Genomic DNA, 17,430 nt, shown 5'->3' with positions numbered 1-17,430 from the left:
TCATTTCCAATGACACAAAGCACGCGATTTAGCGTGCTTTGTTGACTTAGTCATGCAAACGAAGCATATCAATATGTGGAATGCCATCTTCAAGATAGCTGTTTGATACGGGCGTAAAGCCTAGCGATTGATAGAAATCTGCTAAGTAAAGCTGCGCACCAATTTGAATATTCTGTTGCGGCCAATATTGCTGGCAACGTGCAATTGCTTCCAGCATCAACGCTTTACCTGCACGCTGTTTGCGAAACTCAGGATTAACCAACACGCGTCCAATACTGGCATCGGGATAAGAAAGCCCCGGTGGCAGTTGCCGCGCATAAGCCACCAACGCGCCAGCATCATCGTAGCCCAACAGGTGCCGTACTTCAGGGTGGTAATCCTTGCCATCTAACTCAGGGTAAGGACATTGTTGCTCAACTACAAAAATATCCACCCGCAAGCGTAACAACTCATAAAGGGTCTGAGTCGACAACTCTTCAAAACGCAGACTTTGCCACTGCATAATGTCTCTTCTGAATTGATATGTTGAATAACTGAAAGGGTAACAAATCCGCTAAAACACTACTACAACCACTAACGGAATAAGTTTCCGGCGCCGATGCGAGCTAATGGCAAGGGTTAAAGCGCCGGGAAGCACAGCCAGACGTCTCGCATCGGCAATAACGTGACAATCAATTTGCCACCACCGGAACAGGTTATTAAGTGCTTGAGATGTAAAACAGCGATGCGGTCATCGATACTTAGATGGGAAAGGCCGATACCACAACGCAATGCATTCGAAAGTGATGCAGATTATACAACTGTTGCACCAGCTTTATTAGCCATTCAGAAACTAACAAATTGTCCCGCTGACGTAACAATAACCAAGTTTCAGTTGTTAGCGCTAATTTGCATCAAAAACGGCAGCTTATGGTAAATTATTATATGTAGCGCACGCGCCGAATGACTGCGCTAAGCGTAAAATAAATTCATCGGGCAAGGTGCCTGATACAACTGGTTTGATGGCGACATCCCACCACCAGCTGTGAGTGAACTTGATATCGCCGGACAGCATTCAGTTCAGCCAAATCTGTCCTCCGATCTCACTAAATGAAGATGGAATCACATCATGAGTAAAGAGCACAAGAACAGCAAAGAAGCCAAAAAACAGCCACAACACTCAGCCAAAGAAAAACGCGCGCTGAAGGCTGCCAAAAAACAAGCGAAAACCGCACCGGTGGAGAATCTTAAAGCAGGCAAATAAATTGAAAATTATCGGTTTCTCAAGTCTGTTTCATACGAAAGGCGCTCAATGAGCGCCTTTTATTATGACAGTTACAGGGAATTATGAGCAGCAATCACGTCTTACTGATTTGCGGGGTAACTTGTCATACAACACCTTAGCCATCAAGATCGCTAAAACAATTGCTGAGTAGTTCACCACGGCATCCGGCAAGACACGATGTTCAGCACCTAATTGCGGTGTTACTTCAAAACCAAAATTAGCCACCAGATAATTCACCACAACACCAAACACTAACGCAACGCTGAGCACCCCGCCAAGATAACCAAAAAGCGCGCGGCGGCCCATCTCTTTTGCCACAACGCCAAGCGTCGCGATATTGGTCGCAGGCCCCGCCAGCATAAACACCAACACAGCACCTGGGGAGACTCCCGCCAACAGCAAACCCGCAGCAATCGGCGTAGATGCCGTGGCACAGATATACATGGGGATCGACACCAACACCATCACTAGCATCGCCAGAACACCATCGCCCCACTTAGCTAAAAAGTCCGCTGGCACATAGGTCTGCACCAACGCCGCAAAGAACAAACCGACCAACAACCAAATGGTGGTGTCGGCAATCAGATCCGTTGCGGCAAACTTGAATCCTTGCAGTAATTTTTGCGCCACTGACGCATCCTTGGCCGTCGGCGTATCGCCGCAGCAACTGCTTGCAGAACTCGACTCGGTACTGCAGCAACTCTTCACTTCAGTGACAGCTGAACTGCAGCAACTGCTGGTTGTCGCTTTACTCTCACAGCAATTGCTCTTTGCCGATTTTGTGGTTTCACCGCAGCAGCTTTCGCTGGTTTTTGGGGTTGCAGTGGCAGTTGCTGAAGAGGCTTGTAACAACGGCGCCATTTGGCCTGCTGCAGGCTGAATCAACGACGCGGCCTTCATCGGCTTATAACTCATTGCCGCAGACGTCCCCTGTTCGCTGTCCTGACTACAACAAGACGATACAACGTGCGGGCGGCTCTCTTTGCTGCTGCAACAGCTGCTTGCTTGGCTATCGTTACTAGGCGATACCGTACTATCCGAAGCGCTCAGCGCATCATCCGCTTTGTCATCGCGCCCCACCAATAACCCGGCGACAATAGCACTGGTCACTGCAGCAATGGGGCGAACTATCGCCATAAACGGCCCTAGCAATACGTAAGATACAGTGACGGAATCCACCCCAGTTTCTGGAGTAGAGACTAAAAAAGAGGTGGTCGATGCTTTCGATGCACCGCTGCGACGCAGGCCGACTGCGGCGGGAATCACCCCACAAGAGCACAGTGGCAGTGGCGCACCAAAAAGTGCCGCCTTGAACGTCGCTTTAAAGCCATGCCCACCCAGATGCTTTTGCATCCAACTCATGGGAACGAACACCTTGAGTAAGCCAGCCAGAATGAGCCCTAGCAACAGCCACGGCGCTGACTCCATAAACAATGCTAAAAAATGATTCATCACCATGATAACCGTCCTACCTTGTAAACTGCGGTTGTCCCGTAAAACTAGCGCGGGTCATTTTCCTCAAAGGACTCCAACGCCTGTAAAATGGTGCAATGCTCAGCGCTATGCGGCCCACCACAACATCCGTCAGACAATATCTGCAGCGATTGTCTAAATCGCTCTAACTCAATAATCTTTTGACTGACTTTGACCAATTTGTCATCGACCAACTCTTTAACATCGCTGCAAACGCGATTGGCTTTATCCACTTCAATCGACAACAACTCAGCAATTTCACTCAATGAAAAGCCCACTGACTTGGCACGTAAGATGAAGGCTAAGCGTCGATCATCAGCGTCACTGTAAGCACGATAACCATTTTCTTGCCGCGCTGATGGCTGCAACAACCCGTGCTTTTCGTAGAAACGCAGCGTATCGTTGTTCACGCCATGGCGCTGTGCCAATTCACCGATGCGATACATGCTGAGTCTCCGATTTGTTAGGCGAGTATAAAGCTTAGAGTCTACTCCAAGGTCAAGTCCAGCGACAGCTAAACAAGCAACTTTTGAACATCACTAGCACGGCTCAATAAATGGCTTTGTTCACGATTTGATATTGTGTAATCGCGTATAAAAAACACTGAGCGTCACGCTTTTGCGGTAGAATACGCCCCCGATATTGGCATCGGGATTACCATCTTTCGAGGGATTTTCGTAAAGCAGACTGATAAAATAATCATAACCACATGATTAAAATATGCTTTCCGAAAGATCCTTGAACTCAAAACTGGAAAACTGTACCCAAAATGACTACTGCCAGACCTATTCGTCGCGCCCTGCTGAGCGTATCTGATAAAACCGGAATCGTGGAATTTGCCCAAGCCCTGCATGCGCAAGGCGTTGAATTGCTCTCTACCGGTGGTACTGCACGCCTGTTGGCAGACAACGGCATCCCGGTTATCGAAGTATCTGACTACACCGGTCACCCAGAAATCATGGACGGCCGTGTAAAAACACTGCACCCAAAAGTACATGGCGGCATCTTGGCTCGCCGTGGTATTGATGAGCAGGTCATGGCAGATAACAACATCGGCCCGATCGACCTCGTTGCAGTGAACTTGTACCCTTTTGCGGCGACTGTCGCTAACCCTGATTGCACCCTGGAAGACGCTATCGAGAACATCGATATCGGCGGCCCTACCATGGTGCGCGCGGCAGCGAAAAACCATAAAGACGTGACCATTGTGGTTAACGCAGCTGACTACGATAAAGTGTTGGCAGAAATGGCGGCCAACCAAGGTTCAACCACCTACAACACCCGTTTTGATTTAGCGATTGCCGCATACGAGCACACTGCCGCGTACGATGGCATGATCGCGAATTACTTCGGCACTATGGTGCCAGCGCACAGCGATGCTGAGTGCAACAAAGATTCTAAATTCCCACGCACTTACAACACCCAGTTGGTGAAAAAACAAGACCTGCGTTATGGCGAAAACAGCCACCAAGACGCGGCTTTCTATGTTGACCTGAACGCTGATGAAGCCTCAGTCGCAACTGCCATCCAACTGCAAGGTAAAGCGCTGTCTTACAACAACATTGCTGATACAGATGCGGCGCTGGAATGCGTGAAAGAATTTGCTGAACCGGCCTGCGTTATCGTGAAACACGCTAACCCATGTGGTGTAGCCGTTGATAGCGACATCTTCGCCGCGTACGAACGCGCCTTTAAAACTGACCCAACCTCAGCCTTTGGCGGCATCATCGCCTTCAACCGCGAGCTGGACGGCAAAACTGCCGCAGCTATCGTTGAGCGCCAATTCGTTGAAGTGATTATCGCGCCAGTGGTCAGCGCTGAAGCACGCGAAGTAGTCGCCAAGAAAGCCAACGTACGTTTGCTGGAATGTGGCCAATGGGCTGCGAAAACTACCAGCTTTGATTACAAACGCGTGAACGGCGGCATGTTGGTACAAGACCGCGACCAAGCGGTGATCACCGAAGCTGACCTGAAAGTGGTCACCAAGCGTCAACCGACTGCTGCAGAGCTGAAAGATCTGCTGTTCTGCTGGAAAGTGGCTAAATTTGTTAAGTCTAACGCGATTGTTTATGCCAAAGACGGCATGACCATCGGCGTCGGCGCTGGCCAAATGAGCCGCGTTTACAGCGCCAAAATCGCCGGTATCAAAGCTGCTGACGAAGGTTTAGTGGTTGAGGGCTCAGTGATGGCATCCGATGCCTTCTTCCCATTCCGCGATGGTATCGACGCTGCTGCTGCCGCTGGTATCAGCTGTATCATTCAACCAGGTGGTTCAATCCGCGACGACGAAGTGATTGCCGCTGCTGACGAAGCAGGCATGGCAATGGTGTTCACTGGCATGCGTCATTTCCGTCACTAACAGTCAGTGCGACTAAGGCGTTGCTGCGGCAGCGCCTTACGTATTTCGAAAGGGAAATAAATTATGAAAGTTCTCGTTATTGGTGGTGGTGGTCGTGAACACGCATTGTCGTGGAAAGCGGCGCAAAACAACGATGTGGAAGTGGTATTTGTTGCTCCAGGTAATGCGGGTACCGCCCACGAGCCTAAATTGCAAAACATCGACATTAGCGCAACTGACGTCGCGGCACTGTTAGCGTTTGCCCAAGAAAAACAAGTGGAACTGACCATTGTTGGCCCAGAAGCGCCACTGGTGATCGGCGTAGTCGATGCGTTCCGCGCGGCCAATATGAACATCTTTGGCCCAACCCAAGCAGCTGCGCAATTAGAAGGCTCTAAAGCCTTTACCAAAGACTTTTTAGCACGTCACAATATTCCAACCGCTGCTTATAAAAACCTGACTGAAATCGCCCCAGCCAAGGCCTACGCGGCAGAGTTGGCGGCAGAAACAGGTTTTCCGGTAGTGATCAAAGCTGACGGCTTAGCAGCCGGTAAGGGCGTGATCATCGCGCAAAACCAAGCCGAAGCAGATGCCGCAATCGACGACATGCTGGCGGGTAACAAGTTTGGCGAAGCCGGTTCGCGTGTCGTTATCGAAGAGTTCCTTAAAGGCGAAGAAGCTAGCTTCATCGTGATGGTCGATGGCAAAAACATTCTGCCAATGGCCACCAGCCAAGACCATAAAGCACGCGATAACGCTGACAATGGCCCTAACACTGGCGGTATGGGTGCTTACTCACCTGCACCAGTGGTCACCCAAGAGATCCACGATTGGGTGGTGGCTAACGTGATCCGTCCAACCGTGGATGGTATGGCTGCTGAAGGCAACGTGTATACTGGTTTTCTCTATGCCGGCTTGATGATTGCACCAGATGGCACTGCAAAAGTACTGGAATACAACTGCCGCTTTGGCGACCCAGAAACCCAACCTATCATGATGCGTTTGAAATCTGACTTGGTGGCACTGTGTTTGGCGGGCTGCAAAGGCGAGTTGGATCAAGTAACCGCGGAATACGATGACCGCGCTGCTGTTGGTGTGGTATTGGCTGCGGGTGGTTATCCTGATGAATATCGCCAAGGCGATGTGATTGAAGGCCTGTCACTCGGTGATAACAACGCTAAAGTGTTCCACGCCGGCACTAAACTTGACGGCGAACACGTAGTGACTGCAGGCGGCCGCGTACTGTGTGCCACGGCACTGGGTAACACAGTGACCGAAGCACAAAAAACCGCTTATGCACTGGTGGATGAAATCCATTGGGACGATGTCTACTTCCGTACCGATATCGGCTACCGTGCCATTGCCCGCGAGCAACAAGCGAAATAGCCATGGTGTTATTTGTGCTATCGACATTGAATCGGCGCCAGTAGGCGCCGATTTTTTTGTAACGGATTTCCGGTGTTAAGCTCGGTTCAAAACCATAACGGCTAGGCACAGTTTGCTAATGATTAATCACTGATCACTACGTACTAAGCACTAACAGCCTGCTCAACATGCAATGGCCGCACATTGCTGTGCTCGGCCAAATTGCGCTGTCCGACTAAACGCATACTGTGTTGATAATCCGCTAATGGTTTTGGCCGCCCGATCACATAACCTTGTGCGTAATTAACGCCAATGTCGTTGAGCTTATCGATAATTTCACGGCTTTCAACAAACTCAGCAACCGTTTCAATCCCCATGGTTTGGCAGACATCGTGGATCGATTTAACAATCGCAAAATCTCGCGCATTTGTGGCAATCTGCCGTACAAAACAACCGTCAATTTTCACATAGTCGATTGGCATTTCACGTAAATAGCCATAGGACGCAAAGCCACTCCCAAAATCATCCAATGCTAAAGTAAAACCTAGCTTGCGCAGCTGCTGTAACATCTGCAACGCGCGAGTGCGGTTTTGCATGGCACTGGTTTCGGTGATTTCAAAACAGATGCAACTGCTGGGCAGGTCAAAAGACTGCAATTGCTCAGCGATGTAATCCAACATCCCCTCAGCCCCCAAGCTGTTGGCTGAGAGGTTGATGGAAACACAAATTGTGTCGAGGATAGCGCGCTGCTGCGACAACCACGCAAAGGCTTGCCGAATCACTTCTTTGTCGACATCCGGCATCAACTTGAATCGCTCCGCCGCTGCAATAAATTGTGCGGGCGGTAAAATTCGCGACGCTTCGCCTTGAAGCCTAAGCAGAATTTCCAGCCGCTGCCGCTTTGCTTTGCCGCTCAACGAGCGAATCGGTTGGAAATATAGCAGCAATCCCTGCGACTCAATCGCACGAGTAATGCGGTGCGCCCACTTAGGCGCGTTGCGCTCATAATTCAGCTGTTGGTCGCGGCTATCATAGAAGTGAATTTGGCTACTACCTTTACGCTTAGCGGCAATACAGGCGATATCGGCATCTTTTAGTAGTTCGAGTGGGTTGGGTCTAGTGCCATGACAAAAGGCGACGCCGATACTGACACCGACGCGATAGTTAACCCCTTCATATTGCACCACTTGCAGATGCACCTGTTCGGTCAGCGCCTTCAGCGTTCGTGCGACCTCGACAGCTGCTTGGTCGCGGATCACTAAGCCAAATTCATCGCCTCCTAACCGCCCGAGCAGCGCTTCGCGTCCAGCAAATTGCAGTAGCACTTTCGCCACCAGCGTCAGCATATGGTCGCCGGTCAGATGGCCACAGTTGTCATTAATCAGCTTAAATTGCTCAAGGTCGAGATAACACAAGGCCACGGTCTGAGCATGTGCAATGTGCCCTGCCAACTTACGCTCAAAGGCGTGGCGGTTCAGCAACCCGGTACACGCATCGATATTTGCTCGACGATGCAACACCTGTTTCAGTTGCTCCTCGGCGGTCACATCGCGCAGCACCATCACCGCGCCAATCACATTGCCAACCTCACAACGCAAGTTGGTGAGCGCGCGGTCCAACAGCAAAGGTTTAGGTAAGTTAAAGCGGATTTTTCGATGTTCAATTTGCGCCGAGCCTGATGCCATAAACTGCTGTAACTCTGCATCGAGACTGTTGTCCATCTCCAGCAAGGCGCCGATGGAACGGCTAGACAATGACGCTGAACGCACCTGCAACAGCTGTTCAGCTTGTGGATTCATATAAGTCACTAAGGCATCACGATCCATCACAATCACCGCCTCGGCAATGGCTTCTAAGGTGATTTTGGCACGAGCACGGTCGCGCGCGAGACCATTGACCAGATTATTGATACTGTCAGTTAACGCACTAAATTTGCGATTGCCTTGAGTATCGATGGTCGCTAACTGCGACTGACTGGGGTCTAAAGCCTCAATCTGCTCAGTCAACTTTGCAAAAGGTGCAAGCAGTGACCGCTTTAACCACACATACCCCAGATAGACAATAAATAGCCCACCCACGAGCATCAGCAGCAATATCACCGTGGTATGCCAAGACAGCAACATAAATAGGTCAGGCTGATGGGCGATTTGCAGCAACAACGGCAACTCAGCCACAGTCCGCACTGCCACATAATCAAACTCGGGCACAGCAATATCGGCAGACGTTACCAAGCGCAACTGCTGCTTCAGCTCACCCTGTCCAAGCGCGGTAAAGTAGCTGCTGGTAAGCCGTCGTATGGCAATCAAAAAATCATCTTCAGCAAGGCGCAGATAACCCACCGCTAACGGCTGATCGGTGGCAAGCATGGCGCCCCAACCAAATTTGCCCAGTGAATGTAGTGCGGCTAACGCCTTCGCTATTTGCGGGTCGGTATCCTGTTGGCCGAGCGCTTGCAGTTGCTCGGCGTGCAGACGATAAACAGCGACATCTCGCTCAGATAACAAGCTTTGCCACTGCTGTTGTGAGACGGGGTTATTGAGTTCTGCTGAATAGAGTTGTGCCAGCATAAACAGCTGATGCGCATCATCGTCAAAATGCTTGAGAATGCGCTGATTTTCTTGCTGTCGCATATGCTGCATATGCTCACTGATATGGTATTCAAACCATTGGTGAACGCAGTAAATCACCACAAATAACGCTGGCACACAAAAGGCCAAAATAAAGGTGCGGATTTTATCGCTTAACAACATACGGTTCTGCCCACCAACTTCATCAGTACACGGTTACCTGAGGTCTTCACTGATAAGACGGGCGACACTTGCCCTAGGATTCTTCCCTACAACCCTATTTGAATCTGCTTGTGACGCAGCATGCCAAAATCTATTAGGCGAACTTTGATTTACCGCATCAGTTTGTCTTTTGACGTCCTCGACACGTCAAAAATGGGATCAAAAAAGCCCCCGAGCGGAGGCTTTTCAACATCAGCAACCGTAACGGTTACTTGTGATACTTGCGAGACTGTTCATGCACCGCTTTAACGAATGCGCCCGCATGTTCAGGATCAACGTGTTGGTGAATACCGTGGCCCAAGTTGAATACATGGCCAGAACCTTCACCATAACCAGCAAGAATGTTCGCCACTTCTTCTTCAATGCGCGGAATCGGAGCATATAGGGCTGATGGATCCATGTTGCCTTGCAGGGCAACCTTATCACCCACGCGACGACGGGCATCGGCGATATCAATTGTCCAGTCCAGTCCCAGTGCATCAGCACCAGTTTCTGCCATTGCTTCCAGCCACAAACCACCACCTTTGGTGAACAGAGTGACAGGTACACGGCGACCTTCGTTTTCGCGGGTCAAACCACTGATGATTTTCTGCATGTAACGCAGAGAGAATTCACGGTAAGCCGCGTGCGACAGCGCACCGCCCCATGAGTCGAAAATCATGACCGCTTGTGCACCGTTGGCAATCTGCGCGTTCAGGTACAGGGTCACTGAGTCAGCCAGTTTATCCAGCAGCATATGCAGTGCAGCAGGCTCGGAGTACATCATACGTTTGATCTGTTCAAACGCTTTGCTTGAACCGCCTTCCACCATGTAGGTCGCCAAGGTCCAAGGTGAACCAGAGAAGCCAATCAACGGTACTTCACCTTTCAGTTCACGACGGATAGTGCTCACGGCTTTCATCACGTAACCCAGCTCATCTTCTGGATCAGGAATTGGCAGCGCTTTGATAGTGTCGATGGTATTCGCTTTACGTTCAAAGCGTGGGCCTTCGCCAGCTTCAAAGAACAAACCTAAGCCCATTGCATCTGGCACAGTCAAAATGTCAGAGAACAAAATCGCAGCATCTAGCTCGTAACGACGCAGAGGTTGTAAAGTCACTTCGCAAGCCAGATCAGCGTTGCGGCACAGTGACATAAAATCACCCGCTTGCGCACGAGTTGCTTTGTATTCAGGCAGATAACGGCCAGCTTGGCGCATCATCCACACAGGCGTTACGTCCACTGGCTGTTTCAACAGTGCACGTAAATAACGATCATTCTTCAATTCTGCCATTTGGCTGTCCCTAAAGGTTGTTTGTGCTGTTTTCTGGGGCGCTAGTTTAGCATTTGCTTCGATAATGTAACCTGTGATCGCGTATTTCTGTGACCATCAACAGTGAATATTCGCAACTGGTGAAATTTCAGACAAATTTTAGATTATCAGCCACGGATCACGGACTGAGATAAAAGCGGGATTTGTCGCTAAAGCCTAACCGTTATATGACCAAAAACAGTTGCACCAGTTCCCTCCCTTTGGTATAAAAATTCTGCGCTAGCAAGAACAATCAAGAAGCTCGTCACATCGAGCCCGTTAAAATTTTCCTCGCCCAGCTGTAGACTCTGCCGCTGGGCTTTTTATTGGCTGATTTTCAGTAATCGCTGACCACTCAACGTCCGGCTTCATCACCTATCTCTCATAGACTTTAGTCGCTCGAATGAGCGAATAAAGTTGCCAAGCTAAGCTGAAGTCGCCTAAATTTAATTAACAATGGCGGTAAGGAGTCTCATCATGCTGAAAAAACTCGCTCAAGCCGAAGAAAAATGGGGTGGCACCAGTCGTTTAATCGATCGCTGGCTGCAAGCGCGGCGCGAACTGTTGGTGCAATACTTTAAGCTGGCGGGGCTATCCCGTAGTGACAGCCCTGAAAATAGCCTGCCGGGACTACAACAGGTGCATCAGTTCTGTGATCACTTGGTGGATTATGTGTCTGAAGGGCATTTTCGAGTGATTAACCAGATCATGCACTCCTTTCCTGAAGGTGAACAAGTCACCGACCGCTTGCTACCTGAAGTGATTGAGACCACCGATAAACTGCTCGACTTTATCGATAAATATTCCGTTGCTGACAATGACGATATGTTGCTCTCGCTCGATCAAGATTTGGCTGAGCTGGTCGACGTGCTCGAAACCCGTTTAGGGTTAGAAGACCGTTTACTGCAAGTGCTGTATACCTTCCGCATTCAACGCAACGAACCACAACAAGCAGTTGCTAACGATTGATTAGCGCTAGCGATAACAAACTAAAAGACGCCGCGACGACAAACTAAAAGGCCAGCAAAAATGCTGGCCTTTTCAATGGTTACCTCAATTACACCGCAGTTTGAAAGATCACTTTCTCTGCTTTGTCAGTGTAAGCTGGCAACTGGTCAAAGTTCAGGTAGCGATAGGTATCAGCGGCAGTCGCATCAATCTCTTTCGCATACTCTTGATACTCTTCTACGCTCGGTAGACGTCCCAACAACGCCGCAACGGCAGCGAGTTCAGCAGAAGCCAAGTAAACATTGGCACCTGTACCTAAACGGTTCGGGAAGTTACGAGTAGAGGTCGATACCACAGTTGCGCCTTCTGCCACACGGGCTTGGTTACCCATACACAGAGAACAACCTGGGATTTCGATACGTGCACCTGCTTTACCAAAAATGCTGTAGTAGCCTTCTTCGGTCAGCTGATCGCGGTCCATCTTGGTTGGTGGCGCAATCCACAAACGCGTTGGCAACGTCGTCGCAAACTTATCCAACACTTTACCGGTAGCACGGAAGTGACCGATGTTGGTCATACAAGAACCGACGAACACTTCATCAATCTTGGTGTTAGCCACGGCTGACAACAGTACCGCGTCATCAGGGTCGTTTGGCGCACACAGGATTGGCTCTTTGATCTCATCCAGATTGATCTCGATAACCGCTGCGTATTCCGCATCAGCATCCGCTTCCATCAACTCTGGGTTCGCCAACCAGTCTTCCATGCCCTTGATACGACGTTCCAATGTACGACGGTCACCGTAACCTTCAGCGATCATCCACTTCAACATAACGATGTTGGAGTTCAAGTATTCGATGATTGGCTCTTTATCCAACTTGATGGTACAGCCGGCAGCACTACGTTCAGCAGATGCATCTGACAATTCAAACGCTTGCTCAACTTTCAGGTGTTGCAGACCTTCGATTTCAAGGATGCGGCCTGAGAAGATGTTTTTCTTACCTTTCTTCTCAACGGTCAGCAGACCCATTTCAATCGCTTTATGCGGAATCGCATGAACCAAGTCACGCAGGGTGATCCCAGGTTGCATCTTGCCGCTAAAACGCACCAAAACAGATTCAGGCATATCCAGTGGCATCACACCGGTCGCAGCCGCAAATGCCACCAGACCAGAACCAGCTGGGAATGAAATACCGATTGGGAAACGGGTATGTGAGTCACCACCAGTACCTACGGTATCTGGCAGCAGCATACGGTTCAGCCATGAGTGGATAACACCATCGCCTGGACGCAGTGATACACCACCACGGTTCATGATGAAATCAGGCAGGGTGTGGTGAGTGTTCACGTCTACTGGTTTTGGATAGGCGGCAGTGTGACAGAATGACTGCATCACCAAGTCAGCGCTGAAGCCCAAACAAGCCAAGTCTTTTAGCTCATCACGGGTCATAGGGCCGGTGGTATCTTGTGAACCAACTGAGGTCATTTTAGGTTCGCAGTATTGGTTTGGACGAACGCCTTTAACGCCACAGGCCTTACCCACCATTTTCTGCGCCAGAGTGTAACCTTTGTCTGACTCTGCAACCGCACCTGGACGGACGAACACGTCAGATGCTGGCAAGCCCAACACTTCACGCGCTTTATCAGTGAGGCCGCGACCGATGATCAATGGAATACGACCACCTGCGCGCACTTCATCAAGCAGCACTTTGGTTTTCAGCTCAAACTCAGACACCACTTCATCGCTGTCGTGGCGCGTCACTTTGCCTTGGTATGGGTAAACGTCGATAACATCGCCCATCTCCATTTGGCTGACATCCAATTCGATTGGCAAAGCACCCGCGTCTTCCATGGTGTTGAAGAAGATTGGCGCAATTTTGCCGCCGAGACAGAATCCACCAGCACGTTTGTTTGGTACGAATGGGATATCATCACCCATGAACCACAATACTGAGTTAGTCGCTGATTTACGTGAAGAACCCGTACCGACAACGTCACCCACGTAAACCAGTGGGAAGCCTTTTTCTTTCAGGCTATCGATGGTTTTGATTGGGCCAACAACGCCTGGCTGATCAGGTTCAATACCATCACGGGCGTTTTTCAACATCGCCAGCGCGTGCAATGGAATGTCAGGACGAGACCATGCATCTGGTGCTGGAGACAAGTCATCGGTGTTGGTTTCACCGGTGACTTTAAATACGGTCAGAGAAACCTTATCGGCCAGTTTTGGACGGCTCAGGAACCACTCGGCGTTCGCCCAAGATTCAACGATGGTTTTCGCGAATGGGTTACCCGCTTCCATCTTTTCCACCACGTCGTGGAATGCGTCAAACATCAGCAGAGTGTGCGACAGTGCTTTAACAGCCAGCGGAGCCAGTGCATCGTTGTCCAACGCTTTGACCAGCGGCTCAATGTTGTAGCCACCTTGCATGGTGCCAAGCAGCTCAATGGCGTGTTCAGCAGATAAGATTGGCGAACTTACAGTGCCAGTAGCAATCGCATCCAAAAAACCCGCCTTAACGTATGCGGCTTCATCCACGCCTGGTGGAATGCGGTTTTCTAGCAGATCCAGAATGAATTGTTCTTCACCAGCTGGCGGGTTTTTAACTAACTCGACCAGTGCGGCGACTTGTTGGGCATCTAGCGGCTTAGGGACGACGCCCTCTGCAGCACGCTCCTCGACGTGTTTACGATATGCTTCTAGCACGGCAACATTCCTCTTTGTTTGGCGCTTAGCGCTCTGACGACCACCCTTCTGTCGTTCCTGGGGCAGCCCTTACGGGGGAGACCCGTATTTTCCGGGCTGAATTATACAACAACTTTGTAAAAGTATGAATCAGATCACACATGGATGAAGGGTGTCCGGCGGTGGATCTTCAGACGCGATTACACTAAGTACTTCAACTCGTTAAAGATATTAGACGATAGTTGGAAAATTATACATCTTCTTACATTACAGATAATTAGCGTGATGTATAGCCTTGAATTTTGTTTGGCTTTGCTTTAGGGAGATGAAATAATCAGCCACTATTTAGACGTTAGTAGCATCAGGATCTCGCCACATGCAGTCACCTTTAATTCGCGCCGTTATTTTTGACATGGACGGTGTGTTAATCGACTCAGAACCTGTCTGGCAACAGGCCGAATTTGAAGTCCTTACTCGCTTTGGTTTGCCCGTCACCTTCGCCGATATGAACCAAACCACCGGCCTGCGTATCGATGAATTAGTCAATTTTTGGTATCAGCGCTTTCCAGATTTGAATTTTGACCGCCAAGCGATGGCGCAATTTATTGTGCAACGCGTGGTGGATTACATCGAACAAGATGGCGTAGCAATGGCGGGGGTGGTCACAGCGTTAACGGCGTGCCGCGCTGCTGGGCTTGCTGTGGGGTTAGCGACCTCATCTTCGCAACTCATTATGGATGCAGTGCTGAACAAACTCGCGATTCGGCCACTGTTTGATGTTACTCAATCGGCGGAGAAACTCCCCTTTGGCAAACCGCATCCTGAGGTTTACCTGCAATGCGCCAAACAATTAGGCATTCATCCCAACCAATGTCTGGCGGTAGAAGATTCTTTTAATGGCTTGATTGCCGCGCGCGCCGCCAGTATGCAAACTTTGGTGATCCCGGCCCCTGAACATCAAGCCGAAGCACGTTGGGCTGCTGCGCACCATCAAGCGCAATCGTTAACCGCAATGGCGCAAGTGTTGGCGCACTACCAACTATCAGCTAAACAATAACGGCTGACCTCAAAGTCAATCCCGCAAAAATAACAAGGCCACCGCAATCGGTGGCCTTGAGTTTGATAACGCCTGCTTACACAGCGATTACCAAATCTTCACCCGTTGATCTTCTGGCAAGTACTGCTTATCAGTCGGCTTGAGATCAAAGGCTTTATAGAAGCCTTCGATGTTACGAGGGGTACCCATCGCACGATAATGGCTTGGTGAGTGCGGATCGGTCAGCAGACGACGCACCAGCTCTTCATCCCGATAGTTACGACGCCACACTTGTGACCAACCGACGAAGAAGCGTTGGTCGCCAGTCAAACCATCCAACACAGGTGATGGTAGACCGTTGAGGCTCAGATGATATGAGCGCAGTGCCACAGTCAAACCACCCAAGTCACCGATGTTTTCTCCTAAGGTCAGGTCGCCATTCACGTGTTTGCCTTCCAATGGCTCAAACGCGCTGTATTGTGCCGACAAGGCTTTACCACGTTTTTCAAACTCTTCGCGGTCTTTGTCAGTCCACCAGTTACGCAGGTTACCGTCACCGTCATACTTCGCGCCTTGGTCATCAAAACCGTGGCTGATTTCATGGCCGATCACCGCGCCGATACCACCGTAGTTCACGGCATCATCCGCATCCATATTAAAGAATGGCGGTTGTAGGATTGCCGCTGGGAATACGATTTCATTACCCACAGGGCTGTAGTAAGCATTCACTGTTTGTGGGGTCATATGCCACTCAGTGCGATCAACCGGTTGGCCAATCTTGCCCAGCATATCGTCATATTCAAACGCCGCGTAACGTTGGTAGTTACCCACCAAATCGTCAGCTTTAATGCTCAGTTTGCTGTAGTCTTTCCACTTGTCTGGATAACCAATTTTGTAAGTGAACTTAGACAGTTTTTCCTGCGCCGCTTTTTTGGTGTCAGGGGTCATCCACTCCAACTCATTGATGCTGACTTCAAACCCTTTAATCAGGTTTTTGATCATCTGCTCCATGCGTTGCTTCGCTTCAGGCTTAAAGTTACGTGCCACGTACTCTTTACCCACCAGCTCACCAATTACCGCATCAGCGCCATCAACGGCTTGCTTCCAGCGTGGTTTTTGCTCTTGAATGCCCATCAGGGTTTTGCTGTGGAAATCAAAATGCAGATTAGCGAATTTTTCGCTGAGCAACTCGGCATAGCTATCCATCAAATGGAATGCCAGATAGTCTTTCCAAGCAGATACAGAGAATTGATTGAACTGCGCGCCCAGTTTTTCAAAGTAAGATGGCTGACGTACGATGATGTCGTTGGTCTTGCCCGCTAAGCCAGCACCTGCGGCAAAGGCGTTAAAATCGAAACCGCCTGACAGCTTTTGCACTTCAGCCATGGTCATTTTGTTGTAGGCTTTGTTAGCGTCACGGGATTCAACGCGGCTCCATTGGCTGTTCGCAATAAACAGTTCAATGTTTGCCACGTTCGCTGCCGCTTCATCGGCATGTGGATAGCCAGCAGCTTTCATCAACGCCTGTACATACTTGCGCATCGCTAAGCGATTGGCCGCCATCTTTTCGTCGTCTTTCAGATAGTAATCACGATCTGGCAGGGTCAAACCGGCTTGATACAAATACACACCGTATTGCGATGAGTTCTTGGCATCGTTGTTGACGTAAAAGCCCATTGGAATTGATGAACCGCTGGTCAGCAGTTGCCCCATCAAACCTGCCACTTGGCTGTGATTTGACAGCGCGGCAATTTGCACGAGCTGCGCTTTTAATGGGGTAACGCCCAGTTGCTCGACCTTGGCGGTATCCATGTAAGAGGTATAAAAATCACCGATTTTTTGCTCAGTTGAACCAACCGCCTTGTTCGGCTTGGCTGCAGCCGCTTCGATGATCTCTTTCAAAGAATCTTGGCTTTTTTCATACAGTACAGAGAATGCACCGTAGTTAGATTTATCAGCAGGAATAGGCGTGTTAGCCAACCATTTACCGTTCACGCTGTAGTACAGATCATCTTGGAAGCGTACTGCTGGATCAAAGTTTTCGGTTTCGATGCCAGAAATTTTGTTCACGGTGACTTGAGTTTGAGGCACTTGTTGCTGACTGCTACAAGCAACCAGTCCGAGGCTGAGGGCAATGCCGACAGCGAGGGTGCTAAGCTTTTTCATGTTGGTTCCATTATCTCATGTTGAAGGTGTAACCACGGTTTTCTGCCACACCTTAACACTAGCGCAAGCGCGCC

12 protein-coding genes are annotated in these 17,430 nt (G+C 49.9%); 5 read left to right on the top strand and 7 right to left on the bottom strand.

Annotated features, from left to right (window positions below; genetic code table 11):
• Nucleotides 1-46 precede the first annotated feature (46 nt).
• A complete protein-coding gene (locus tag JYB87_RS01900; RefSeq protein ID WP_207355236.1) occupies nucleotides 47-502 on the bottom strand; it encodes a GNAT family N-acetyltransferase in 456 nt (151 codons plus the stop codon).
• Between the two features lie 606 nt (nucleotides 503-1,108).
• Between JYB87_RS01900 and JYB87_RS18770 the strand changes: the two genes are divergently transcribed.
• Nucleotides 1,109-1,243, top strand: a complete 135-nt coding sequence (locus JYB87_RS18770) for a hypothetical protein (protein WP_267459559.1) — start codon at nucleotides 1,109-1,111, stop codon at nucleotides 1,241-1,243.
• Nucleotides 1,244-1,324: 81 nt separating this feature from the next.
• Here the strand turns inward: JYB87_RS18770 and JYB87_RS01895 are convergent, their stop codons facing one another.
• Both JYB87_RS01895 and zntR read right to left on the bottom strand, forming a co-directional pair.
• On the bottom strand, nucleotides 1,325-2,722 hold the full coding sequence (locus JYB87_RS01895) for an SO_0444 family Cu/Zn efflux transporter (RefSeq protein ID WP_207355235.1): 1,398 nt from the start codon (nucleotides 2,720-2,722) through the stop codon (nucleotides 1,325-1,327).
• A gap of 41 nt (nucleotides 2,723-2,763) precedes the next feature.
• Entirely contained in the window at nucleotides 2,764-3,183 is a 420-nt protein-coding gene (zntR, locus tag JYB87_RS01890; protein WP_207355234.1) for a Zn(2+)-responsive transcriptional regulator, read from the bottom strand.
• Nucleotides 3,184-3,506: 323 nt separating this feature from the next.
• On the opposite strand from zntR, the gene purH reads away from it, so the two are divergent.
• Together purH and purD are read left to right on the top strand one after the other, a co-directional pair.
• Entirely contained in the window at nucleotides 3,507-5,096 is a 1,590-nt protein-coding gene (gene purH / locus JYB87_RS01885; RefSeq protein ID WP_207355233.1) for a bifunctional phosphoribosylaminoimidazolecarboxamide formyltransferase/IMP cyclohydrolase, read from the top strand.
• Nucleotides 5,097-5,159: 63 nt separating this feature from the next.
• Nucleotides 5,160-6,461: a phosphoribosylamine--glycine ligase gene (gene purD, locus JYB87_RS01880; RefSeq protein WP_207355232.1), complete on the top strand. Its 1,302-nt coding sequence runs from the start codon at nucleotides 5,160-5,162 to the stop codon at nucleotides 6,459-6,461.
• A gap of 143 nt (nucleotides 6,462-6,604) precedes the next feature.
• Here the strand turns inward: purD and JYB87_RS01875 are convergent, their stop codons facing one another.
• Both JYB87_RS01875 and hemE read right to left on the bottom strand, forming a co-directional pair.
• Nucleotides 6,605-9,190, bottom strand: a complete 2,586-nt coding sequence (locus JYB87_RS01875) for a putative bifunctional diguanylate cyclase/phosphodiesterase (RefSeq protein ID WP_207355231.1) — start codon at nucleotides 9,188-9,190, stop codon at nucleotides 6,605-6,607.
• A 247-nt stretch (nucleotides 9,191-9,437) separates the two neighbouring features.
• The gene (hemE, locus tag JYB87_RS01870; protein WP_207355230.1) at nucleotides 9,438-10,502 is read right to left on the bottom strand and encodes a uroporphyrinogen decarboxylase; all 1,065 of its coding nucleotides are present in this window, start codon (nucleotides 10,500-10,502) and stop codon (nucleotides 9,438-9,440) included.
• A gap of 495 nt (nucleotides 10,503-10,997) precedes the next feature.
• Between hemE and rsd the strand changes: the two genes are divergently transcribed.
• Nucleotides 10,998-11,489, top strand: a complete 492-nt coding sequence (gene rsd / locus JYB87_RS01865) for a sigma D regulator (RefSeq protein WP_207355229.1) — start codon at nucleotides 10,998-11,000, stop codon at nucleotides 11,487-11,489.
• 88 nt (nucleotides 11,490-11,577) lie between these two features.
• Here rsd and acnB read toward each other — a convergent pair whose 3' ends face one another.
• Nucleotides 11,578-14,175, bottom strand: coding sequence for a bifunctional aconitate hydratase 2/2-methylisocitrate dehydratase (gene acnB, locus JYB87_RS01860; protein ID WP_207355228.1), 2,598 nt, complete (start codon nucleotides 14,173-14,175; stop codon nucleotides 11,578-11,580).
• Nucleotides 14,176-14,530: 355 nt separating this feature from the next.
• Between acnB and hxpB the strand changes: the two genes are divergently transcribed.
• Nucleotides 14,531-15,211 (top strand): hexitol phosphatase HxpB, encoded by a 681-nt coding sequence (gene hxpB, locus JYB87_RS01855; RefSeq protein ID WP_207355227.1) that lies wholly within the window; start codon nucleotides 14,531-14,533, stop codon nucleotides 15,209-15,211.
• Between the two features lie 87 nt (nucleotides 15,212-15,298).
• Here the strand turns inward: hxpB and JYB87_RS01850 are convergent, their stop codons facing one another.
• Complete coding sequence (locus tag JYB87_RS01850) at nucleotides 15,299-17,356, bottom strand: M13 family metallopeptidase (protein ID WP_207355226.1); 2,058 nt, start codon at nucleotides 17,354-17,356, stop codon at nucleotides 15,299-15,301.
• Nucleotides 17,357-17,430 lie beyond the last annotated feature (74 nt).

The organism is Shewanella avicenniae (genome assembly GCF_017354945.1).
Taxonomy (GTDB): domain Bacteria; phylum Pseudomonadota; class Gammaproteobacteria; order Enterobacterales; family Shewanellaceae; genus Shewanella; species Shewanella avicenniae.
The sequence above is the reverse complement of the archived record's forward strand: the minus strand, read 5'-3'. Positions and strand labels throughout refer to the sequence as shown.

Bases quoted from the DNA above. Each gene is read 5' to 3' on its own strand.
- JYB87_RS01900 (WP_207355236.1), bottom strand. From the start codon at position 502: ATGCAGTGGCAAAGTCTGCGTTTTGAAGAGTTGTCGACTCAGACCCTT.
- JYB87_RS18770 (WP_267459559.1), top strand. From the start codon at position 1,109: ATGAGTAAAGAGCACAAGAACAGCAAAGAAGCCAAAAAACAGCCACAA.
- JYB87_RS01895 (WP_207355235.1), bottom strand. From the start codon at position 2,722: ATGGTGATGAATCATTTTTTAGCATTGTTTATGGAGTCAGCGCCGTGG.
- zntR (WP_207355234.1), bottom strand. From the start codon at position 3,183: ATGTATCGCATCGGTGAATTGGCACAGCGCCATGGCGTGAACAACGAT.
- purH (WP_207355233.1), top strand. From the start codon at position 3,507: ATGACTACTGCCAGACCTATTCGTCGCGCCCTGCTGAGCGTATCTGAT.
- purD (WP_207355232.1), top strand. From the start codon at position 5,160: ATGAAAGTTCTCGTTATTGGTGGTGGTGGTCGTGAACACGCATTGTCG.
- JYB87_RS01875 (WP_207355231.1), bottom strand. From the start codon at position 9,190: ATGTTGTTAAGCGATAAAATCCGCACCTTTATTTTGGCCTTTTGTGTG.
- hemE (WP_207355230.1), bottom strand. From the start codon at position 10,502: ATGGCAGAATTGAAGAATGATCGTTATTTACGTGCACTGTTGAAACAG.
- rsd (WP_207355229.1), top strand. From the start codon at position 10,998: ATGCTGAAAAAACTCGCTCAAGCCGAAGAAAAATGGGGTGGCACCAGT.
- hxpB (WP_207355227.1), top strand. From the start codon at position 14,531: ATGCAGTCACCTTTAATTCGCGCCGTTATTTTTGACATGGACGGTGTG.
- JYB87_RS01850 (WP_207355226.1), bottom strand. From the start codon at position 17,356: ATGAAAAAGCTTAGCACCCTCGCTGTCGGCATTGCCCTCAGCCTCGGA.